This is a genomic window from Methylonatrum kenyense (assembly GCF_023195885.1).
Lineage (GTDB): Bacteria > Pseudomonadota > Gammaproteobacteria > Nitrococcales > Aquisalimonadaceae > Methylonatrum > Methylonatrum kenyense.
In genome coordinates, this window is sequence record NZ_JALPKO010000008.1 from 20,379 (window position 1) to 42,045 (window position 21,667).

The window sequence follows — 21,667 nt, forward strand, 5'->3', positions numbered from 1 at the left end:
CCTCTAGCTGCGTTTGTTCTTGCGACGCGAACGCACGATGAACTTGTCGGTACGCTTGTTCGACCGGGTCTTGTAACCCTTGGTCGGCATACCCCAGGGCGAAACCGGATGTCGGCCGCCCGAGGTGCGGCCCTCGCCGCCCCCATGCGGATGATCAACCGGGTTCATGACCACACCGCGCACCGTCGGGCGCACGCCGCGCCAGCGCGTCGCACCGGCCTTGCCGAGCGACCGCAAGCTGTGCTCGGAATTGCCGACCTCACCAATGGTGGCCCGACACTCCGCGGGAACCTTGCGCATTTCGCCGGAACGCAGCCGCAAGGTCGCATAGCGCCCCTCCCGGGCAACCAGCTGGACGGCAGCACCGGCGGCACGGGCAATCTGCGCGCCCTTGCCGGGGCGCAGCTCGACGCAGTGCACTTGGGTACCGAGCGGGATATTCCGCAACGGAAGCGAATTACCCGGCTTGATCGGTGCGTCCTCACCCGACTGGATGGTGCCGCCAACCGCCAAACCGCGAGGCGCAATAATATACCGCCTCTCGCCGTCCGCATAAAGCACTAATGCAATATTCGCGCTGCGATTCGGATCGTATTCCAGACGCTCCACGGTCGCTGGCACGCCATCCTTGCCGCGTTTGAAATCCACAACCCGATAACGCTGCTTGTGACCGCCACCACGATGACGCGTGGTGATGCGGCCCGCATTGTTGCGGCCGCCGGACCTGGACTTCTTTTCCAGCAACGGCGCGTACGGCGCGCCCTTATGGAGCTGATCGTTCCGGACGCTGACGACGAAGCGTCGGCCCGGAGAAGTTGGTTTTGCCTTGAGCAGTGCCATGATTCTAGTCCGTCGTCTCTAGCGGAAGCTTACTCGCCGCCCAGGAAATCGATGTCCTGGCCAGCCTCGAGGGCCACATAGGCCTTCTTCCAGTCCGAACGGCGTCCGCGGATGCGGCCAAAGCCCTTCGACTTGCCCTTCATCAACGCGGTTTTCACGCCGGCCACCTTGACGTCAAACAGCGTTTCCACCGCCTGACGGATTTCATTCTTGCTGGCGTCACGCGCCACCCGGAAAACCACCTGGTTGCCGGAATCCGCGGCATTGGTCGTCTTCTCGGAGACATGCGGCGCAAGCAGCACCTGGTACAAGCGTTCCTGTTTCATGCCAGCCACTCCTCAACACGCTTCAGCGCATCCACGGTGATCAGCACATTGGCGAAACCGACCAGGCGCACCGGATCCAGACCGGCCACATCGGTGACATCGACCTTGTGCAGGTTTCGCGAGGCCAGGAACAGGTTCTCGCTCACGTCCTCGGTAATGATCAGCACGTCGTCGAGCTGGTGCTCGGCCAAAAGCTTGATCAACTCCTTGGTCTTCGGCGCCTCGACATCGATCTTCTCGACGACAATCAGACGCTCCTGTCGGGCCAGCTCCGAGAAAATCGAGGCGATGCCGGCACGGTATGCCTTGCGATTGACCTTCTGGCTGTGGTCCTGTGGACGCGCCGCAAAGCTCACGCCACCATGTCGCCAGATCGGGCTGCGCGTGGTGCCGGCGCGTGCACGGCCAGTGCCCTTCTGCCGCCATGGCTTGGCACCGCCGCCGCTGACCTGGGCGCGGGTCTTCTGCGCCCGCGTTCCGGCACGCGCACCGGCCAGGTAGGCGGTCACGATCTGATGCACCAGGGGCTCATTGAAGTCACGGCCAAACACCTTGTCGGAAACCGACGCAGTGCCACCGCCTTGAATCTGCAGTTCCATTACGCCTCACCTCCGACACGCGCCTTGACCGCCGGGTGCACCAGCACATCGCTGCCGGCGGCACCGGGTACGGCACCCCGAACCAGGATCAGGTTGCGCCCCACGTCGACCCGAACCACCTCAAGGTTCTGTTCGGTGACGCGCTTGTTACCCATCTGGCCGGCCATCTTCTTGCCCTTGAGCACGCGGCCCGGCGTCTGCGCCATGCCGATCGAACCCGGGGCACGGTGCGCCAGCGAGTTACCGTGGGTGGCATCCTGGGTGCGGAAGTTGTGCCGTTTCACCGCACCGGCAAAACCCTTGCCCTTGCTGGTGCCGCGCACATCCACCATCTGCCCGGCCTCGAACACGTCGACCTTGAGCTCACCACCGACCTCGAGGTCCGAACCTTCGTCCGCACCGAGCCGGAACTCCCAGAGTCCGCGCCCTGCTTCAACACCGGCATTGGCAAACTGACCTGCAGCCGGCTTGGTCACACGGGACGAACGGCGCGAGCCGGTAGTGACCTGAACCGCACGGTACCCGTCACGCTCAAGATCCTTGAGCTGGGTGATGCGATTCGGGGTCGCCTCGATCACGGTCACCGGCACGGATGCACCGTCCTCGGTGAAGACCCGCGTCATGCCGCGTTTACGACCGACGATTCCGATAGCCATCGTTACTTCCTCAGAGACAAAGAGCCCCGACCGCGGTTTTCACGGCCCGGGCTCATGCTATTCGCGCAAGCCTTAGTAGAGCTTGATCTGAACGTCGACCCCCGCCGCCAGATCGAGCTTCATCAGCGCGTCGACGGTTTTGTCGGTGGGGTCGATGATGTCCATCAGCCGCTTGTGGGTGCGGATCTCGTACTGATCACGCGCATCCTTGTTGACGTGCGGCGAAATGAGCAGTGTGAACTTTTCCTTCTTCGTCGGCAGCGGAATCGGCCCGCGCACCTGGGCGCCGGTCCGTTTCGCCGTCTCGACGATTTCACCGGCCGAGGTATCAATCAGCCGGTGGTCGAAGGCCTTTAAACGAATACGGATCTTCTGATTAGCCATTGGCCCTTACTCGATGATCTTGGAGACGACGCCGGCACCCACGGTGCGGCCGCCTTCACGGATCGCAAAGCGCAGACCGTCTTCCATCGCGATCGGCGCAATCAGCGTCACCGTCATCTTCACGTTATCCCCCGGCATCACCATCTCGGTGCCCTCCGGAAGATCACACGATCCGGTCACGTCCGTCGTCCGGAAATAGAACTGCGGACGATAGCCATTGAAAAACGGCGTGTGACGACCACCCTCGTCCTTGCCAAGGATGTACACCTCGCACTCGAACTTCGTGTGCGGCGTGATCGAACCCGGCTTGCACAGCACCTGCCCGCGCTCCACCTCGTCACGCTTGGTGCCACGCAGCAGCGCACCGATGTTGTCGCCCGCCTCGCCCTGATCCAGCAGCTTGCGGAACATCTCGACACCCGTGCACACCGTCTTCTGCGTGTCACGAATACCAACGATCTCCACTTCCTCGCCGGTCTTCACAACTCCACGCTCGACGCGGCCCGTGACCACCGTGCCCCGGCCCGAGATCGAGAACACGTCCTCGATCGGCATCAGGAACGGCTGATCCTTCGGACGCTCCGGCGTCGGAATGTACTTGTCCATCTCCTCGACCAGCTTGACGATCGACGGCACGCCGATGTCCGAGGTGTCACCCTCCAGCGCCTTCAGCGCCGAACCGGTCACGATCGGGGTGTCATCACCCGGGAAATCGTAGGTCGACAGCAAATCGCGGACTTCCATCTCGACGAGCTCCAGCAGCTCCTCGTCGTCCACCATGTCCGCCTTGTTCAGGTACACCACGATGTACGGCACACCAACCTGGCGGGCCAGCAGGATGTGCTCGCGGGTCTGCGGCATCGGGCCGTCCGCCGCCGAACACACCAGGATCGCTCCGTCCATCTGCGCCGCACCCGTGATCATGTTCTTCACGTAGTCCGCGTGACCCGGGCAGTCCACATGCGCGTAGTGACGATCCGTCGACTCGTACTCCACGTGCGCCGTCGCAATCGTGATGCCGCGAGCGCGCTCCTCCGGTGCGTTGTCGATCATGTCGTACGCACGGAACTCGCCACCAAACTGCTCGCCCATCACCTTCGTCAGCGCCGCCGTCAGCGTCGTCTTGCCATGGTCAACATGACCAATCGTCCCAACATTTACGTGCGGCTTGCTACGCTCAAACTTCGCCTTGGACACGACTCAATCCCCTCAGATGCTCAGCCGCCGGCAATGCGGCGGCTGGTGATACGTTGAAATAACCCGGCCAGAAAAGAAGGCGCCCTCAGGACGCCTTCTTCTGCACCTGCTCGGCAACACTGGCAGGCGCTTCGGCGTAGTGGCTGAACTCCATCACATAGCTCGCACGACCCTGGGTCGAGGAACGCAGGTCGGTGGAGTAACCGAACATTTCCTTCAGCGGAACATCGGCGCGGATGATCCGGCCAGTGGCCGACTCTTCCATGCCCTTGACCGTGCCACGACGGCGGTTGAGGTCGCCCATGACGTCACCCATGTAATCCTCGGGGGTGACGACTTCGACCTTCATCATGGGCTCAAGCAACACCGGACTGGCCTTCATCACACCTTCCTTGAAGGCCATGGAGCCGGCAATCTTAAAGGCCATTTCCGAAGAGTCAACCTCGTGGAAAGAGCCGTCGTACAAGGTGACCCTGAAATCGACGACCGGGAAACCGGCAAGCACACCGTTCAGCGCCTGCTCCTGGATCCCCTTGTCCACGGACGGGATGTATTCCTTCGGGATCACACCACCAACGATGGCGTTTTCAAATTCGTAGCCTTCGCCCGGTTCCTGCGGCTCCAGCCGAATCCAGACATGGCCGAACTGACCGCGGCCACCCGACTGCCGCACGAACTTGCCTTCCTGCTCGATGGTCTTACGGATGGTTTCACGGTACGCCACCTGCGGCGCGCCGACGTTGGCCTCGACCTTGAACTCACGCTTCATGCGATCAACGATAATGTCCAGATGCAGCTCACCCATCCCGGAGATGATGGTCTGACCCGACTCCTCATCGGTGCGCACCTGGAATGAGGGGTCTTCCTGGGCCAGCTTGCCCAGCGCGACACCCATCTTCTCCTGGTCGCTCTTGGTCTTCGGCTCCACCGCCACGGAGATCACCGGATCCGGAAACTCCATCCGCTCCAGGGTGATCTTGGAGTTTGCGTCGCACAGCGTGTCACCGGTGGTCACGTCCTTCAGGCCGATTGCAGCGGCAATGTCACCGGCACGCACCTCGGAGATTTCCTTCCGCTCCTTGGAGTGCATCTGCACGATCCGGCCAAAACGCTCTTTTTTGCCCTTCACCGGATTGAACACGCTGTCGCCCGACTGCACGACACCGGAATAACAACGGAAGAACGTCAGCGTACCCACAAACGGATCAGTGGCGATCTTGAAGGCCAGGGCCGAAAACGGCTCCTCGTCCACCGGATGCCGCTCAGCCGGCGACCCATCATCCAGTTCGCCCTGGATGGCCGGCACATCGGCCGGGCTGGGCATGTACTCAATGACGGCATCCAGCAATGCCTGCACACCCTTGTTCTTGAATGCCGATCCACACAGGACCGGCACGACCTCATTCGCCAGCACTTGCGCACGCAGACCGGCCTTGATGTCATCGTTGTCCAGCTCGCCGCTCTCGAGGTACTTTTCCATGAGTTCCTCGCTGCCTTCGGCGGCGGCTTCCATCATCGCTTCGCGGTGCTCTTCGGCCTTGGCCTGCAATTCAGCCGGGATGTCCTTCTGCTCATAGGTCATACCCATGTCATCCGGATTCCAGTAAATGGCCTTCATGCGAATCAAATCCACCAGACCTTCGAAATCGTCTTCGGCACCGATTGGCACCTGGATCGGCACAGCGTTGCAGCCAAGCCGTTTTTTCATCATGTCGACGCAGCGATAGAAGTCGGCGCCCATCTTGTCCATCTTATTGACGAACACCATGCGCGGCACGCCGTACTTGTTCGCTTGCCGCCACACCGTTTCGGTCTGCGGTTCGACACCGGCGTTGGCATCCAGCACACAAATGGCGCCATCGAGCACTCGCAGAGAACGCTCCACCTCGATGGTGAAATCAACGTGCCCGGGCGTATCAATGATGTTGATTCGCGTTTCCGGATACTGCTGGTCCATGCCACTCCAGAAACAGGTCGTGGCAGCGGAGGTGATCGTGATGCCACGCTCCTGCTCCTGTTCCATCCAGTCCATGGTGGACGCACCATCGTGGGTCTCGCCGATCTTGTGCGACACCCCGGTGTAGAACAGGATCCGCTCGGTGGCGGTCGTCTTGCCGGCATCGATGTGAGCCATAATGCCGATGTTGCGATAGCGCTCGATTGGAGTCTTGCGTGCCACGATCAATACCTATTTGCCGTTACCAGCGATAATGGGAGAAGGCCTTGTTGGCCTCCGCCATGCGATGGGTGTCTTCACGCTTCTTCACAGCGGTGCCGCGGTTCTCGGCGGCATCACTGACTTCACCCGCCAGACGCAGCGCCATGGTCTTCTCGCTGCGCTTGCGGGAAGCGTCGATCAGCCAGCGCATGGCCAGCGTGTTGCGGCGCTCCGGTCGCACTTCGACCGGCACCTGATAGGTGGCGCCGCCGACCCGGCGGGATTTCACCTCGACTGCCGGACTGACGTTGCTAAGCGCCTGCTCCATGGACGCCAGCGGGTCGGCCGACCCCTTGCGCTGCACTTCATCCAGAGCATCGTAGACAATCTTCTCGGCGACGGACTTCTTGCCATCCTTCATCAGCATGTTGACGAACTTGGTCAGCAACTCGCTGCCATGCTTCGGATCCGGCAACACTTTGCGCTTGGGAACTTCGCGTCTTCTCGGCATGGTTCTACCCGAACGTTGTCAGTAACGGAGGCTGAGCCTGGCTCAACCCTTGGGGCGCTTGGCGCCGTATTTGGAGCGACCCTGGCGACGGCCATCGACACCGGCGGTGTCCAGCGAGCCACGCACCGTGTGGTAACGCACACCCGGTAGATCCTTGACGCGACCGCCGCGGATCAGCACCACCGAGTGCTCCTGCAGGTTGTGGCCTTCGCCGCCAATATAGGAGGAGACCTCGAAACCGTTGGTCAGACGGACACGTGCCACCTTTCGAAGGGCCGAGTTCGGCTTCTTCGGGGTCGTGGTATAAACGCGAGTGCACACGCCGCGCTTCTGCGGGCTGGCCTCCAGCGCCGGCACGTTGGATTTGGCCGTTTTACGGGTCCGCCCCTTGCGAACCAACTGATTGACTGTCGCCATCGAAACGCTCACTCCAAGCTGAAAATAAACGACAGGCCGAGCGGTCCCGGCCTGTCGAAGGGCCGCAATTCTAGACAGAGTCCCCGGTTAAGTCAAACGAATCCCGCGCCATATCTGGCCTTGCACCGAATCGGCGCCGTCCCGTTGCGGGCATCGTTCATCCAGGCGGCCAGCCGGGCGGCCGGCGGCGATTTGCCGGGTGAAAAAAACCCTGCCCGGCGGGTCGGGTCCGGCCGGGCAGGGTTCGATCCATCGGGGCCGCGCAGGCAGCCCCGGCGTCGGGCTCAGGCCTCGCTGTCGGCTTCACCCTCGTTGCTGTTGGCAAGCTCCGAAGCCAGCTCAGCCTCGGCCTCGGCGGCACTGGTGCCGGTTTCGATGCCACGCCGCTGACGCCGTCGATCCTCGTGATAGGCGAAGCCCGTGCCGGCCGGAATCAGGCGGCCGACAATGACATTCTCCTTCAGACCGCGTAGGTCGTCCCGCGCGCCACGCACCGAAGCCTCGGTAAGGACCCGGGTGGTTTCCTGGAACGAAGCCGCCGAGATAAAGGACTCGGTGGACAGCGACGCCTTGGTGATACCCAGCAGCACCGGCACACACTGCACCAGTTCCTTGTTGGCGGCCTGCAGGATGTCGTTCTCCTCCAGCACCTTCGCCCGGTCCATCTGCTCGCCGCGCAGCATCTTGCTGTCGCCGGAATCGGTGATTTCCACCTTGCGCAGCATCTGCCGGATGATGACCTCGATGTGCTTGTCGTTGATCTTCACACCCTGCAGCCGGTAGACGTCCTGGATCTCCTTGACCACATAGGAAGCCAACGCCGGCACACCGAGCAGGCGCAGGATGTCATGCGGGCTCGGCTCGCCGTCGGCGACCACTTCACCCTTCTCCACGTGTTCACCCTCGAACACGTTGACGTTGCGCCACTTCGGAATCAGTTCCTCGTAGTTATCACCCTCCTGCGGCGTGATCACCAGGCGCTGCTTGCCCTTGGTGTCCTTGCCAAACGACACGGTGCCGGAGATTTCGGCGAGGATCGCCGGCTCCTTCGGCTTGCGCGCCTCGAACAGGTCGGCAACACGCGGCAGACCACCGGTGATGTCGCGGGTCTTGGACGACTCCTGCGGAATACGGGCAAGCACATCGCCCACATCCACGGTGGCGTTGTCCTCGACGCTAACGATGGCGCCGGCCGGCAGGTAATACTGGGCCGGAATATCGGTGCCCGGGATCATGATGTCCTTGCCGTCCTCGTCCACGAGCTTGACCATCGGCCGCATGTCCTTGGCAGCCACCTTGGCCTCGCCGCCCTTGGCGGTGACCAGCTGGCTCGGATGCTCCTGGTTGCCGCGGGTCTTGGGATCGGTGATCTCCAGCGAGGACAGGCCGGTGATCTCGTCCACCTGCCGCACCACAGTCACGCCTTCAATGAAGTCAAAGAACTTCAGGCGACCCTTCACCTCGGTAACAATCGGGTGGGTATGCGGATCCCAGTTCGCCACCACCTGGCCGGCGGAAACCGCTTCCAGGTCGGCCGCCGAAATCACGGCCCCGTACGGCACCTTATAGCGCTCCTTCTCACGGCCCTGCTCGTCCATGACCGTGATTTCACCGGAACGCGAGACCGCCACCAGGTTGCCCGAATGGTGCTCAATGGTCTTCATGTTGTGCAGGCGAACCTTGCCGTCGGACTTGATCTCGACATTGTTCACCGCCGCGGCACGTGAGGCGGCACCACCGATGTGGAAGGTCCGCATCGTGAGCTGGGTACCCGGCTCACCGATGGACTGCGCCGCGATGACACCCACCGATTCGCCGATGTTGACCTGGTGCCCGCGGGCAAGATCACGACCATAGCACTTGGCGCAGACGCCGTAGCGGGTTTCGCAGGTAATCGGCGAACGCACCTTGATTTCGTCGATACCCAGTTCTTCCAGGCGATCCACCCAGCGTTCGTCCAGCAGGGTGCCTTCCGGCACGCCGACCTCGTCGGTACCGGGGGTCAGCACCTCGTGGCAGGTGACCCGGCCCAGAACGCGCTCACGCAGCGGCTCGACCACATCGCCGCCCTCGATGATCGGCGCCATGTAGACCCCTTCCTCGGTGCCGCAATCCTGCTCGGTAACGACCAGATCCTGGGCAACATCCACCAGACGCCGGGTCAGGTAACCGGAGTTCGCGGTCTTCAGCGCGGTATCCGCCAGACCCTTGCGCGCACCGTGGGTGGAGATGAAGTACTGCAACACGTTCAGGCCTTCACGGAAGTTGGCCGTGATCGGCGTCTCGATGATCGAGCCGTCCGGCTTGGCCATCAGGCCACGCATGCCGGACAACTGCCGGATCTGCGCGGCCGAACCACGGGCGCCGGAGTCGGCCATCATGAAGATCGAGTTGAACGACGTCTGCCGTTCCTCTTCGCCCTCGGCATTGATCACCGCCTCGGTACCGAGCTTCTCCATCATGGCCTTGGCCACCTGATCGTTGGTGCGCGACCAGATATCCACCACCTTGTTGTAGCGCTCGCCGTTGGTGACCAGACCCGAGGCGTACTGCCCCTCGATGTCCTTCACCTCTTCCTCGGCGCCGGCCAGGATGGCTTCCTTCTCGTCCGGGATGGTCATGTCGTTGACCCCGATTGAGACCGCCGCACGTGTGGAATAGGCAAAGCCGGTGTACATCAGCTGGTCGGCAAAGATGACCGTGGCCTTGAGGCCCACTTCCCGGTAGCAGGCATTGATCGTGGCCGAGATCGCCTTCTTGGTCATGTTGCGATTGACCATTTCGAACGGCAGCCCTTCCGGCATGATCCGGAAGATCAGCGCCCGGCCGACGGTGGTCTTGTACCGCTTGAGAGTTTCGACCGTCTCGCCCTGCTCGTTCTCCCGCATCTCGCGGATCCGCACCTCGACCCGCGCCTGCAGGTCGACCACGCCGCTGTCGAAGGCGCGATGCACCTCATTCAGGTCGCTGAACTTCATGCCCTCGCCGCGCGCATTGATGCGCTCGCGGGACATGTAATACAGGCCCAGCACCACGTCCTGCGACGGCACGATGATGGGCTCGCCGGAGGCCGGTGACAGGATGTTGTTGGTGGACATCATCAGCGCCCGCGCCTCGAGCTGGGCTTCCAGGCCCAGCGGCACGTGCACCGCCATCTGGTCACCGTCGAAGTCGGCGTTGAAGGCAGTGCAGACCAGCGGATGCAGCTGGATCGCCTTGCCCTCGATCAGCACCGGCTCGAATGCCTGGATGCCCAGGCGGTGCAGGGTCGGTGCCCGGTTCAGCATCACCGGATGTTCACGGATCACGTCTTCCAGGATGTCCCAGACTTCCGGCGACTCGCGCTCGACCATCTTCTTGGCGGCCTTGATCGTGGTCGCCAGCCCCAGCCGCTGCAGCTTGGAGAAGATGAACGGCTTGAACAGCTCCAGCGCCATGCGCTTGGGCAGGCCGCACTGGTGCAGTCGCAGGGTCGGTCCGACCACGATCACGGAACGGCCGGAGTAGTCGACACGCTTGCCCAGCAGGTTCTGCCGGAAACGGCCCTGCTTGCCCTTGATCATGTCCGCCAGCGACTTCAGCGGCCGCTTGTTGGTGCCGGTAATGGCACGGCCACGGCGACCGTTGTCGAGCAGCGCATCGACGGATTCCTGCAGCATGCGCTTTTCGTTGCGCACGATGATGTCCGGGGCGTTCAGCTCCAGCAGCCGGCGCAGACGGTTGTTGCGGTTGATGACCCGGCGGTACAGGTCGTTCAGGTCCGAGGTCGCGAAGCGGCCACCGTCCAGCGGCACCAGCGGACGCAGGTCCGGCGGCAGCACCGGCAGCACGGTCAGGATCATCCACTCCGGCTTGTTGCCGGACTCGAGGAACGCCTCGATGATCTTCAGCCGCTTGGACAGGCGCTTGATCTTGGTGTCGGAGTTGGTCGCGGACAGTTCCTCGCGGAGCTTTTCCTGCTGCTCCACCAGGTCCACGTCCTTGAGCATCTCCATGACGGCCTCGGCACCCATGCGGGCGTCGAACTCGTCACCGTACTGTTCGACCGCGTCCAGATAGCCCTCGTCAGTCAGCAGCTGGCCACGCTCCATCGGTGTCATGCCCGGATCGATGACCACGAAGGCCTCGAAGTACAGGATCCGCTCGATGTCGCGCAGGGTCATGTCCAGCAGCAGGCCGATGCGGGACGGCAGCGACTTCAGGTACCAGATGTGCGCCACCGGACTCGCCAGGTCGATATGGCCCATGCGCTCGCGGCGCACCTTGGCCAGGGTCACCTCGACGCCGCACTTCTCGCAGACCACGCCGCGGTGCTTGAGCCGCTTGTACTTGCCGCACAGGCATTCGTAGTCCTTCACCGGGCCAAAGATCTTGGCGCAGAACAGGCCGTCACGCTCCGGCTTGAAGGTACGGTAGTTGATGGTCTCCGGCTTCTTCACTTCGCCGAAGGACCAGGACCGGATCATCTCCGGCGAGGCGAGCGCGATGCGGATGCCATCAAAGTCATCCAGCTGGGCGCCGGGCTGCTTGAACAGGTTCAGTAAGTCTTTCATAGCCGTTTATCCGCCTGCTATATCGAAAAATGGGTGCCGTCGTTCCCGAATGGCGAGGGCCGTCGACGGCCCTCGCCAGCGGTGGCCTCAGTCCTGTTCCAGCTCGATGTTGATGCCGAGCGAACGGATTTCCTTGACCAGCACGTTGAACGATTCCGGCATGCCCGCCTTCATCTGGTGGTTGCCGTCGACGATGTTCTTGTACATCTGGGTCCGGCCGTTCACGTCGTCGGACTTCACCGTCAGCATTTCCTGCAGGGTGTAGGCCGCGCCGTAGGCCTCCAGCGCCCAGACCTCCATCTCGCCGAAGCGCTGACCACCGAACTGCGCCTTGCCGCCCAGCGGCTGCTGGGTCACCAGCGAGTACGGCCCCGTGGAACGGGCGTGCACCTTGTCGTCGACCAGGTGGTTCAGCTTCAGCATGTACATGTAGCCGACCGTGACCGGACGCTCGAAGGCGTCGCCGGTACGACCGTCGTACAGCGTAGTCTGGCCGGAGGTGGGCAGGCCGGCGAGTTCGAGCATGTACTTGATCTCGTCCTCGTTGGCACCGTCGAACACCGGGGTGGCCATCGGCACGCCGCCCTTCAGATTGGTGGCCAGGCGAATGACCTCCTCGTCGGACAGCGCCGGCAGATCCACGGTCTGGCCGCTGCGGTTGTAGATCTTGTCCAGCTCCTGGCGCAGATCATCGACCTTTGACTTGGCTTCCAGCATGTTGCCGAGCTTGCGGCCCAGCTCCTTGGCGGCCCAGCCCAGGTGGGTTTCCAGCACCTGGCCCACGTTCATGCGCGACGGCACACCCAGCGGGTTCAGCACCACGTCCACCGGACGGCCGTCCTTGTCGAATGGCATGTCTTCCTGCGGCACGATCATCGAGATCACGCCCTTGTTGCCGTGGCGACCGGCCATCTTGTCACCGGCCTGGATGCGGCGCTTCACGGCCATGTAGACCTTAACCATCTTGAGCACGCCGGGGGCGAGGTCATCGCCCTGGGTGATCTTGCCGCGCTTCTCCTCGAAGTGGGCGTCGAAGGCCTCCTTCTGCTCCTGCAACTGGCGCTTGGTGCGCTCCAGGATTTCGTTGGCCGCCTCGTCGCGCATGCGGATCTCGAACCACTTCGCGTATTCCAGGCTTTCCAGGTATTTCTCGCTGACCTTGGTGCCCGCCTTCAGGCCGGAGGGCCCACCCTCGGCGACCTGCCCGACCAAGGCGTTGCGCACGCGGGCAAAGGCATCGTCCTCGAAGATCCGGTACTGGTCGTTCAGGTCCTTGCGGATCTTGGACAACTGCTCGCGTTCCACCGACAGCGCGCGGGAATCCTTCTCCACGCCATCGCGGGTGAACACCTGCACGTCGATGACGGTGCCGTCCATGCCCGAGGGCACGCGCAGCGAGGTGTCCTTCACGTCGGACGCCTTCTCGCCGAAGATCGCGCGCAGCAGCTTCTCTTCCGGCGTCAACTGGCTCTCGCCCTTCGGCGTCACCTTGCCCACCAGGATGTCGCCGGCCTTGACCTCGGCACCGATGTAGACGATGCCGGCCTCGTCCAGCTTGGCCAGCGCGGATTCACCGACGTTGGGGATATCGGCAGTGATCTCCTCCGAGCCCAGCTTGGTGTCCCGCGCGACCGCGGTGAGTTCCTCGATGTGGATCGTGGTGTAGCGATCTTCCTGCACCACGCGCTCGGAGATGAGAATGGAATCCTCGAAGTTGTAGCCGTTCCACGGCATGAACGCGACCAGCATGTTCTGGCCCAGCGCCAGCTCACCCATGTCGGTGCTCGGGCCGTCGGCCAGCACATCACCCCGCGCCACCACATCACCGACATTGACCAGCGACTTCTGGTTGATGCAAGTGTTCTGGTTCGAGCGGGTGTACTTGGTCAGGTTGTAGATGTCGACGCCCGGTTCGCCCGGTGCGGTCTCGTCATCATTGACCCGGATCACGGCGCGGGCCGCATCGACCGACTCCACGATGCCACCGCGACGCGCAACCACGGTGACCCCGGAATCGGTGGCCACGGCACGCTCCATGCCAGTGCCGACCAGCGGCTTCTCGGCACGCAGCGTCGGCACCGCCTGGCGCTGCATGTTCGACCCCATCAGCGCGCGGTTGGCGTCATCGTGCTCCAGGAACGGCACCAGCGCGGCCGCCACCGACACGGTCTGCTTCGGCGACACGTCCATGTACTGGATCTTGTCCGGCGTGGCCATGCCGAATTCGTTCTGGTGGCGAATGGAAATCAGGTCATCCACCAGGCGGCCGTTCTCGTCCAGCCGGGCGTTGGCCTGGGCGATGATGTAGCGCGCCTCTTCAATCGCGGACAGGTAATCCACATCGCTGGTGACCTGGCCGTCGACCACCTTGCGGTACGGCGTTTCCAGGAAGCCGTAGCGATTGGTGCGGGCATAGCAGGCCAGCGAGTTGATCAGACCGATGTTCGGGCCTTCCGGCGTCTCGATCGGGCAGACCCGGCCGTAATGGGTCGGGTGCACGTCGCGCACCTCGAAACCGGCCCGCTCGCGGGTCAGGCCACCCGGGCCCAGGGCCGAAACCCGGCGCTTGTGGGTCACTTCCGACAGCGGGTTGTTCTGGTCCATGAACTGCGACAGCTGCGAGGAGCCGAAGAACTCCTTGACCGCCGCCGCCACCGGCTTGGCGTTGATCAATTCCTGCGGCATCAGGCCTTCGCTCTCGGCCAGGCTCAGGCGCTCGCGCACGGCGCGCTCGACCCGCACCAGCCCGACACGGAAGACGTTCTCGGCCATCTCGCCGACCGAACGGATGCGGCGATTGCCCAGATGGTCGATGTCGTCGACGGTGCCCTTGCCGTTGCGGATGTCGATCAGCGTCTTGAGCACGGCAATGATGTCATCATTGTCCAGCGTGCCCGGGCCGGTCACCTCGTCGCGACCGACACGCAGATTGAACTTCATCCGGCCCACCGACGACAGGTCGTAGCGGTCAGCGCTGAAGAACAGGTTGCCGAACAGGTTCTCGGCGGCCTCCTTGGTCGGCGGCTCGCCCGGACGCATCATGCGGTAGATCTCGACCAGCGATTCCAGCTGCGTGCGCGTGGTGTCGATCCGCAGCGTGGTGGAGATGTACGGCCCCTGGTCCAGGTCGTTCACGTACAGGGTGTCGATCTTCTTGATGCCGGCATCACGGATTTGCTGCACCAGCTCGGCGGTGAGCTCCGTATTGGCCTCGGCCAGCAGCTCGCCAGTGGACTCGTCGACGATGTCGTGGGCCAGGGTCTTGCCTTCCAGGTAATCCTCCGGCACGTCCAGCTGCTTGAGGCCGGCCTTCTCCATCTCGCGGATGTGGCGCGCGGTGACCCGACGGCCCGGTTCGACCAGGGTCTTGCCGTCGACCTTGATCTCGAAGGTGGCGGTTTCGCCGCGCAGACGCTCCGGCACCAGATCCAGGCTGGTCTTGGTCTTCTTCAGGTGGAAGGTGTTCTTCTCGAAGAACAGATCCAGGATTTCGTGCGCTTCAAAGCCCAGCGCGCGCAGCAGGATCGTTGCCGGCAGTTTCCGCCGGCGGTCGATGCGCACGAAGATGTTGTCCTTGGGATCGAACTCGAAGTCCAGCCAGGAGCCGCGGTACGGGATCACCCGCGCGCTGAACAGCAGCTTGCCGGAGCTGTGGGTCTTGCCCTTGTCATGGTCGAAGAACACGCCCGGCGAGCGATGCAGCTGCGAGACAATAACGCGCTCGGTGCCGTTGACGACAAAGGTGCCGTTCTCGGTCATCAGCGGCAGTTCGCCCATGTAGACTTCCTGCTCGCGCACGTCCTTGACCGTCTTGCCGTCCTTGTCGTGGATGACCAGGCGCACCAGGGCACGCAGCGGCGCCGCGTAGGTCATGCCGCGAAGCTGGCATTCCTTGACGTCGAACACCGGGGTGCCGATCCGGTAGCTGACGTATTCCAGCGTCGCGGTGCCGGAATAGCTGCTGATCGGGAACACCGACTTGAACGAGGCATGCAGCCCGGTTTCTTCCCGGCTGTCAGGGGCCAGGTCGGCCTGCAGGAACTGCCGGTACGAGTCCAGCTGGGTCGCCAGCAGGAACGGCACCTCCAGAATGTTGGGGATCTTGCCGAAGTCCTTACGGATGCGCTTCTTTTCGGTGAACGAATAGGCCATCGAGGTTCCTCACCAGGTTCTGTCCACGGAGCGGGGCGGATGCTCAGGGATCCGTACTCAGGCAGCGCGCCTAAGTACGCATCGCTGAACACGCGTGATTTCCGCACAACAACGGGAAAAGGCCGGCGCCCCGAGGGGCACCAGCCAGCTCCCTTTCAGCTGCTGTGCAGACGTGTACCGTCAAGTCTTACTTGATCTCGACGGAAGCGCCAGCCTCTTCCAGCTTGGTCTTCATTTCTTCGGCTTCTTCCTTGGAAGTGCCTTCCTTCAGCGGAGAAGGCGCACCCTCCACCACTTCCTTGGCTTCCTTCAGACCCAGGCCGGTGATGCCGCGGACGGCCTTGATGACGGCAACCTTGTTGTCACCAAAGCCGGTCAGCACCACGTCAAACTCGGTCTTCTCTTCGGCGGCAGCTTCACCACCACCGGCGGCGGCCGGGGCAGCGGCCACGGCGGCAGCCGCGGTGACGCCGAACTTCTCTTCCATCTCGGAGATCAGGTCAACGATCTCCAGAACGGTCATGTTACCGATCGTCTCGAGGATGTCCTCTTTGGAAACGGCCATTGTTCAAACTCCTGATAAGAATGTTTCCAGGACTCCAGCGGAGTCCCCTGCGTTCTGAACATGTCGGCGAACCGGAAAGCCCCGGATCAACCTGCTTCCTTCGCATCGCGAACCGCTGCGACGGTACGGACCAGCTTGCTCGGCACCTCGTTGAGAGTGGTGACGAACTTCTGGACCGGCGCACGCATGGTCGCCATGAGTAGGCTGATGGCTTCGTCCCGGGTCGGCAGACTGGCCACGCGCTCCAGATCGGAGGCGGGATACAGGGTGCCACCAAGGACAACCAGTTTCGGCACCAGACGGTCATTCTCTTTCGAGAAATTCTTCACCACGCGCGCTGCGGAACCCGGATCCTCGGTCGAGAATGCGAGCAGCAACGGCCCGTTGAAGCCTTCCGTCATGCACTCGAAGCTGGTGCCAGCAACTGCCCGGCGGGCAATGGAATTCTTGACTACCCGCAGGTAGACACCTTCCTTCCGCGCCGTGGCACGCAGGCCATCCATTTCGGTTGCTTTGATACCGCGATATTCGGCGGCGACAGCGGCATTCGCTGTCTGGGCAACCGCATTGACTTCCGCGGTCATCGCCTTTTTCTGTTCCAGACTCAGTGCCATCGATGTACCTCCTGGAACGGGCTCTGACCCCCGGCCATTCCGGCCGGGACCTGTGTCGACCCACCGCCCTCTCGAGCGGTGAACCTGTCTTCCCCTGACGGGGATGACGGTCGCCTCACGCAGGAAACTCCTGTCTCGGCCGCACCGTCTGCGCTGGCCCGCCATTCGACGGTTTAAGCGAGCAGGCTCGCACCAAGCGGTCTTTGACGGCTGCCGCAATCCGACAGCCTCAAGACACCATCAGTGAAACCGACCATCGCCGGCTCCGCCTCCGGATTTCTTCCGCCGCACACCCTCCGGGCGACGACGGCTTCAATTCAGCGCTACATCAGATGCCGAGCGACGCCATGTCCACCGGAATACCCGGACCCATGGTCGATGCAACGGTCACGCGCTTGACGTACACACCCTTCGCTGCCGCCGGCTTCATCTTGTTCAGATCCGCCAGCAGTGCATCCAGGTTCTCGCGCAGCTTGGCCGGCTCGAAATCCACCTTGCCGATAGCGCAATGGATAATGCCGCCCTTGTCGGTGCGATACCGCACCTGACCCGCCTTGGCGTTCTGCACCGCCTCGGCGACATTCGGCGTCACGGTGCCGACCTTCGGGTTCGGCATCAGGCCGCGCGGACCCAGGATGGTACCCAGACGACCGACCACGCCCATGGCATCCGGGCTGGCAATCACCACGTCGAAATTGAGCTCACCGGCCTTCACCTGCTCGGCCAGATCGTCCATGCCGACGATGTCGGCACCGGCTTCTTTAGCGGCATCGGCATTCGGGCCCTGGGTGAACACCGCGACACGCACGGTACGGCCGGTGCCGTTGGGCAGCACGGTGGAACCGCGAACCACCTGGTCCGACTTGCGCGGGTCGACGCCCAGGTTTACCGAGACCTCGACGGACTCGGGAAACTTCGCCGTCGGAAGCTCCTTCAGCAGGCTGAAGGCTTCCTCGACCGGATACAGCTTGCCGTGCTCGACCTTCTCGGCAATCGCTTTCTGGCGCTTGGTCAGCTTTGCCATGTCACAGACCCTCCACGTCGAGACCCATGCTGCGCGCGCTACCGGCAATGGTGCGCACCGCGGCATCCAGGTCACCGGCATTCAGGTCCGGCTCCTTGGTCTTTGCAATTTCTTCCAGCTGCTCCCGGGTCACCTTGCCCACCTTCTGGGTGTTCGGACGACCACTACCGGACTTCAGGCCGGCGGCCTTCAGCAGCAGGATCGCCGCGGGCGGCGTCTTGGTGATAAAGGTGAAGCTGCGGTCGTTGTAGACCGTGATCACCACGGGAACGGGCAGGCCGGCTTCCATTTCCTGGGTCTGGGCGTTGAACGCCTTGCAGAACTCCATGATGTTGACGCCGTGCTGACCCAGCGCCGGGCCCACCGGTGGCGACGGATTAGCCTGGCCCGCCTTGACCTGCAACTTGATATAGGCAGTGACTTTCTTGGCCATGTTGAACTCCCTGTCGGGTGCAAACGCCTGCTCGGCTCCCCGAAACGCAAAAAGGATAACCGACCGATTGGTCGGTTATCCGCGACCCGCAACTTTACCCGCAAACGGCACGGTTGCGCAATTAAGGAAACGCTGATTCCTTAAACCTTTTCGACCTGGTCGAACCCCAACTCCACCGGCGTCGACCGACCGAAGATCGACACCGCCACCCGCAGGCGGCTCTTGTCGTAATTCACTTCTTCCACGGCGCCATTGAAATCGGTGAACGGACCGTCGGTGACCCGCACCATCTCGCCAACCTCGAACAGCACCTTCGGCCGCGGCTTTTCCACGCCCTCGCGAACGCGGTTCAGGATCTGGTCGGCCTCCTTGTCGGAGATCGGCGCCGGCCGGTCGCTGGAACCGCCGATGAAACCCATCACTCGCGGCACACCCTTCACCAAGTGCCAGGTCTCGTCGTCCATCTCCATGCGGACCAGGACATAGCCCGGGAAGAACTTGCGCTCACTGCGCCGCTTCTGGCCATTGCGAATTTCGACGACTTCCTCGGTGGGCACCAGGATCTCGCCGAACCTGTCTTCCATGCCGACGCGCTTGATCGTATCTTCGAGGGCCTGCTTGACCTTGTTCTCGAAGCCCGAGTAAGCGTGCACCACATACCAGCGCTTGCTCATGTCAGGACCCTCCCGGTCGCACGATGGCATCGACGGCCCAGAACAGGAACATGTCCATCAACCACAGGAAGATGGCAACGATCAGCACCACGATCAGCACGATCAGCGTGGTCTGCAGGGTTTCCTGCCGGGTGGGCCAGACCACCTTGCGCAGCTCGACCCGTGACTCCTTCAAAAAGCCCCAGAGACTCCGCCCCTGCGCGGTAGTCATGGCCACGGCAACCGCGGCAGCCACCACGAACAGGATGCCCAGCACGCGCATCAGCTGCGGCTGGTCCTCGTAGACATAGAAACCGACGATCCCCGCACCAAGGATGACAGCAGCAGCTGCCAGCTTGATCGTGTCAGCCGGCGATTTTTCAGGAAGCGTTTTGGATTTCATCTGGGCCTGTTATGCAGCTGCCAGCACCGACCGCGCCGTTCCACGCTGTCACTGGCAGGCCAGGAGGGACTCGAACCCCCAACCTGCGGTTTTGGAGACCGCTGCTCTGCCAATTGAGCTACTGGCCTGTATTCACGGAACCTGGAACTGGGAAGCGTGGGACACCATACGCGCCCCACGCCGTCAAGTCCAGATGACGACCGCGGTCGTCAGCGGGCGGAAGCGCCCTTACTCGATGATCTTGGAGACGACGCCGGCACCCACGGTGCGGCCGCCTTCACGGATCGCAAAGCGCAGACCGTCTTCCATCGCGATCGGCGCAATCAGCGTCACCGTCATCTTCACGTTATCCCCCGGCATCACCATCTCGGTGCCCTCCGGAAGATCACACGATCCGGTCACGTCCGTCGTCCGGAAATAGAACTGCGGACGATAGCCATTGAAAAACGGCGTGTGACGACCACCCTCGTCCTTGCCAAGGATGTACACCTCGCACTCGAACTTCGTGTGCGGCGTGATCGAACCCGGCTTGCACAGCACCTGCCCGCGCTCCACCTCGTCACGCTTGGTGCCACGCAGCAGCGCACCGATGTTGTCGCCCGCCTCGCCCTGATCCAGCAGCTTGCGGAACATCTCGACACCCGTGCACACCGTCTTCTGCGTGTCACGAATACCAACGATCTCCACTTCCTCGCCGGTCTTCACAACTCCACGCTCGACGCGGCCCGTGACCACCGTGCCCCGGCCCGAGATCGAGAACACGTCCTCGATCGGCATCAGGAACGGCTGATCCTTCGGACGCTCCGGCGTCGGAATGTACTTGTCCATCTCCTCGACCAGCTTGACGATCGACGGCACGCCGATGTCCGAGGTGTCACCCTCCAGCGCCTTCAGCGCCGAACCGGTCACGATCGGGGTGTCATCACCCGGGAAATCGTAGGTCGACAGCAAATCGCGGACTTCCATCTCGACGAGCTCCAGCAGCTCCTCGTCGTCCACCATGTCCGCCTTGTTCAGGTACACCACGATGTACGGCACACCAACCTGGCGGGCCAGCAGGATGTGCTCGCGGGTCTGCGGCATCGGGCCGTCCGCCGCCGAACACACCAGGATCGCGCCATCCATCTGCGCCGCACCCGTGATCATGTTCTTCACGTAGTCCGCGTGACCCGGGCAGTCCACATGCGCGTAGTGACGATCCGTCGACTCGTACTCCACGTGCGCCGTCGCAATCGTGATGCCGCGAGCGCGCTCCTCCGGTGCGTTGTCGATCATGTCGTACGCACGGAACTCGCCACCAAACTGCTCGCCCATCACCTTCGTCAGCGCCGCCGTCAGCGTCGTCTTGCCATGGTCAACATGACCAATCGTCCCAACATTTACGTGCGGCTTGCTACGCTCAAACTTCGCCTTGGACATGGTGTTCTACCCCCGGCCTCTTCCTGATTCCGGACCGCCGGTACACTGCCCGGCCATGCGTCCGCCATAGAGAAATTGGAGCCCGTGCCCAGATTTGAACTGGGGACCTCTCCCTTACCAAGGGAGTGCTCTACCCCTGAGCTACACGGGCCGTAAACCGACCTTGCTACTGCCAGCCTCTGCCGAGACCGGACCCCTCAGCAGGGCCAACCAAGTGGAGCGGGTGATGGGAATCGAACCCACATCATCAGCTTGGAAGGCTGAGGTTCTACCATTGAACTACACCCGCGAGATTTGTCCCGCTCCGGCTGTCGCCTACAATCACTGCTGGCGCCATGCCGATCAATTCTGGTGGAAGGGGGAGGATTATGTCGCCTCCGGCTCCACCCTTGTAAGGGCCAGCGTCGCTCTGCTCCGCTGTTCAAAATCGCATTCGCGATTTTAGTACTCCGCACCTCCGGTGCTCCGACCCTTCGGGCCCGCAGTCGCTGCGCTCCTGCGTTGTGATCCGCTTTGCGGATCGCTCGAACCTCTCTCGGTTCTCACCACCCCCCCCTGGGAGGCTTCGGCAAATGCCGCGCAATCGCTGCAGCACACTGCCCGTCTCATAACTTGGTGGAGGGGGGAGGATTACTCCGCGCCTCCGGCGCTACGCCCTTCGGGTCGCAGTCGCTGCGCTCCTGCGTTGTGATCCGCTTTGCGGATCGCTCGAACCTCTCTCGGTTCTCATCCTCCCCCTGGGAGGCTCCGGCTGTCGCCTTCA

18 protein-coding genes, 3 tRNA genes and 1 other RNA gene are annotated in these 21,667 nt (G+C 62.7%); all 22 read right to left on the reverse strand.

Annotated elements, in window-relative coordinates:
* Nucleotides 1-3: 3 nt before the first annotated feature.
* The 22 genes from rplB to M0534_RS10595 all read right to left on the reverse strand — a co-directional run bounded on the left by rplB (nt 4) and on the right by M0534_RS10595 (nt 21,655).
* Nucleotides 4-840 (reverse strand): 50S ribosomal protein L2, encoded by an 837-nt coding sequence (gene rplB / locus M0534_RS10490; protein ID WP_248568384.1) that lies wholly within the window; start codon nt 838-840, stop codon nt 4-6.
* 29 nt (nt 841-869) lie between these two features.
* Nucleotides 870-1,166, reverse strand: coding sequence for a 50S ribosomal protein L23 (gene rplW / locus M0534_RS10495; protein WP_248568385.1), 297 nt, complete (start codon nt 1,164-1,166; stop codon nt 870-872).
* Nucleotides 1,163-1,765 carry a 50S ribosomal protein L4 gene (gene rplD, locus M0534_RS10500; RefSeq protein ID WP_248568386.1) on the reverse strand — a complete coding sequence of 201 codons (603 nt, stop codon included), beginning with the start codon at nt 1,763-1,765 and terminating at the stop codon, nt 1,163-1,165. The genes rplW and rplD overlap by 4 nt, the downstream gene beginning before the upstream one ends.
* Nucleotides 1,765-2,421, reverse strand: a complete 657-nt coding sequence (gene rplC, locus M0534_RS10505) for a 50S ribosomal protein L3 (protein ID WP_248568387.1) — start codon at nt 2,419-2,421, stop codon at nt 1,765-1,767. The genes rplD and rplC overlap by 1 nt, the downstream gene beginning before the upstream one ends.
* Before the next feature lie 72 nt (nt 2,422-2,493).
* Nucleotides 2,494-2,805, reverse strand: a complete 312-nt coding sequence (gene rpsJ / locus M0534_RS10510) for a 30S ribosomal protein S10 (RefSeq protein WP_248568388.1) — start codon at nt 2,803-2,805, stop codon at nt 2,494-2,496.
* A gap of 6 nt (nt 2,806-2,811) precedes the next feature.
* Entirely contained in the window at nt 2,812-4,002 is a 1,191-nt protein-coding gene (gene tuf, locus M0534_RS10515) for an elongation factor Tu (protein ID WP_248568389.1), read from the reverse strand.
* 85 nt (nt 4,003-4,087) lie between these two features.
* On the reverse strand, nt 4,088-6,181 hold the full coding sequence (fusA, locus tag M0534_RS10520; protein ID WP_248568390.1) for an elongation factor G: 2,094 nt from the start codon (nt 6,179-6,181) through the stop codon (nt 4,088-4,090).
* 19 nt (nt 6,182-6,200) lie between these two features.
* Nucleotides 6,201-6,671 (reverse strand): 30S ribosomal protein S7, encoded by a 471-nt coding sequence (gene rpsG, locus M0534_RS10525; RefSeq protein WP_248568391.1) that lies wholly within the window; start codon nt 6,669-6,671, stop codon nt 6,201-6,203.
* 42 nt (nt 6,672-6,713) lie between these two features.
* Entirely contained in the window at nt 6,714-7,088 is a 375-nt protein-coding gene (gene rpsL / locus M0534_RS10530) for a 30S ribosomal protein S12 (RefSeq protein WP_248568392.1), read from the reverse strand.
* 284 nt (nt 7,089-7,372) lie between these two features.
* A complete protein-coding gene (rpoC, locus tag M0534_RS10535; protein WP_248568393.1) occupies nt 7,373-11,641 on the reverse strand; it encodes a DNA-directed RNA polymerase subunit beta' in 4,269 nt (1,422 codons plus the stop codon).
* 87 nt (nt 11,642-11,728) lie between these two features.
* The gene (gene rpoB / locus M0534_RS10540) at nt 11,729-15,793 is read right to left on the reverse strand and encodes a DNA-directed RNA polymerase subunit beta (protein WP_248568394.1); all 4,065 of its coding nucleotides are present in this window, start codon (nt 15,791-15,793) and stop codon (nt 11,729-11,731) included.
* A gap of 187 nt (nt 15,794-15,980) precedes the next feature.
* A complete protein-coding gene (gene rplL, locus M0534_RS10545) occupies nt 15,981-16,358 on the reverse strand; it encodes a 50S ribosomal protein L7/L12 (RefSeq protein WP_248568395.1) in 378 nt (125 codons plus the stop codon).
* Between the two features lie 86 nt (nt 16,359-16,444).
* Nucleotides 16,445-16,972 carry a 50S ribosomal protein L10 gene (gene rplJ, locus M0534_RS10550; RefSeq protein WP_248568396.1) on the reverse strand — a complete coding sequence of 176 codons (528 nt, stop codon included), beginning with the start codon at nt 16,970-16,972 and terminating at the stop codon, nt 16,445-16,447.
* Nucleotides 16,973-17,300: 328 nt separating this feature from the next.
* Nucleotides 17,301-17,996: a 50S ribosomal protein L1 gene (rplA, locus tag M0534_RS10555; protein WP_248568397.1), complete on the reverse strand. Its 696-nt coding sequence runs from the start codon at nt 17,994-17,996 to the stop codon at nt 17,301-17,303.
* A gap of 1 nt (nt 17,997) precedes the next feature.
* The gene (gene rplK, locus M0534_RS10560; protein ID WP_248568398.1) at nt 17,998-18,429 is read right to left on the reverse strand and encodes a 50S ribosomal protein L11; all 432 of its coding nucleotides are present in this window, start codon (nt 18,427-18,429) and stop codon (nt 17,998-18,000) included.
* Between the two features lie 140 nt (nt 18,430-18,569).
* Nucleotides 18,570-19,103, reverse strand: a complete 534-nt coding sequence (gene nusG / locus M0534_RS10565) for a transcription termination/antitermination protein NusG (protein ID WP_248568399.1) — start codon at nt 19,101-19,103, stop codon at nt 18,570-18,572.
* A 1-nt stretch (nt 19,104) separates the two neighbouring features.
* Nucleotides 19,105-19,485, reverse strand: coding sequence for a preprotein translocase subunit SecE (gene secE / locus M0534_RS10570; protein ID WP_248568400.1), 381 nt, complete (start codon nt 19,483-19,485; stop codon nt 19,105-19,107).
* A 52-nt stretch (nt 19,486-19,537) separates the two neighbouring features.
* Nucleotides 19,538-19,613 (reverse strand) — tRNA-Trp (locus tag M0534_RS10575).
* A 100-nt stretch (nt 19,614-19,713) separates the two neighbouring features.
* Nucleotides 19,714-20,904, reverse strand: coding sequence for an elongation factor Tu (gene tuf / locus M0534_RS10580; RefSeq protein WP_248568389.1), 1,191 nt, complete (start codon nt 20,902-20,904; stop codon nt 19,714-19,716).
* Between the two features lie 76 nt (nt 20,905-20,980).
* Nucleotides 20,981-21,055, reverse strand: a tRNA-Thr gene (locus tag M0534_RS10585).
* A 64-nt stretch (nt 21,056-21,119) separates the two neighbouring features.
* A tRNA-Gly gene (locus M0534_RS10590) sits at nt 21,120-21,193 on the reverse strand.
* 324 nt (nt 21,194-21,517) lie between these two features.
* Nucleotides 21,518-21,655, reverse strand: a non-coding RNA gene (locus tag M0534_RS10595) — RtT sRNA.
* Nucleotides 21,656-21,667: the final 12 nt, after the last annotated feature.

Bases quoted from the DNA above. Each gene is read 5' to 3' on its own strand.
- rplB (WP_248568384.1), bottom strand. From the start codon at position 840: ATGGCACTGCTCAAGGCAAAACCAACTTCTCCGGGCCGACGCTTCGTC.
- rplW (WP_248568385.1), bottom strand. From the start codon at position 1,166: ATGAAACAGGAACGCTTGTACCAGGTGCTGCTTGCGCCGCATGTCTCC.
- rplD (WP_248568386.1), bottom strand. From the start codon at position 1,765: ATGGAACTGCAGATTCAAGGCGGTGGCACTGCGTCGGTTTCCGACAAG.
- rplC (WP_248568387.1), bottom strand. From the start codon at position 2,421: ATGGCTATCGGAATCGTCGGTCGTAAACGCGGCATGACGCGGGTCTTC.
- rpsJ (WP_248568388.1), bottom strand. From the start codon at position 2,805: ATGGCTAATCAGAAGATCCGTATTCGTTTAAAGGCCTTCGACCACCGG.
- rpsG (WP_248568391.1), bottom strand. From the start codon at position 6,671: ATGCCGAGAAGACGCGAAGTTCCCAAGCGCAAAGTGTTGCCGGATCCG.
- rpsL (WP_248568392.1), bottom strand. From the start codon at position 7,088: ATGGCGACAGTCAATCAGTTGGTTCGCAAGGGGCGGACCCGTAAAACG.
- rpoC (WP_248568393.1), bottom strand. From the start codon at position 11,641: ATGAAAGACTTACTGAACCTGTTCAAGCAGCCCGGCGCCCAGCTGGAT.
- rpoB (WP_248568394.1), bottom strand. From the start codon at position 15,793: ATGGCCTATTCGTTCACCGAAAAGAAGCGCATCCGTAAGGACTTCGGC.
- rplL (WP_248568395.1), bottom strand. From the start codon at position 16,358: ATGGCCGTTTCCAAAGAGGACATCCTCGAGACGATCGGTAACATGACC.
- rplJ (WP_248568396.1), bottom strand. From the start codon at position 16,972: ATGGCACTGAGTCTGGAACAGAAAAAGGCGATGACCGCGGAAGTCAAT.
- rplA (WP_248568397.1), bottom strand. From the start codon at position 17,996: ATGGCAAAGCTGACCAAGCGCCAGAAAGCGATTGCCGAGAAGGTCGAG.
- rplK (WP_248568398.1), bottom strand. From the start codon at position 18,429: ATGGCCAAGAAAGTCACTGCCTATATCAAGTTGCAGGTCAAGGCGGGC.
- nusG (WP_248568399.1), bottom strand. From the start codon at position 19,103: ATGAGCAAGCGCTGGTATGTGGTGCACGCTTACTCGGGCTTCGAGAAC.
- secE (WP_248568400.1), bottom strand. From the start codon at position 19,485: ATGAAATCCAAAACGCTTCCTGAAAAATCGCCGGCTGACACGATCAAG.
- tuf (WP_248568389.1), bottom strand. From the start codon at position 20,904: ATGTCCAAGGCGAAGTTTGAGCGTAGCAAGCCGCACGTAAATGTTGGG.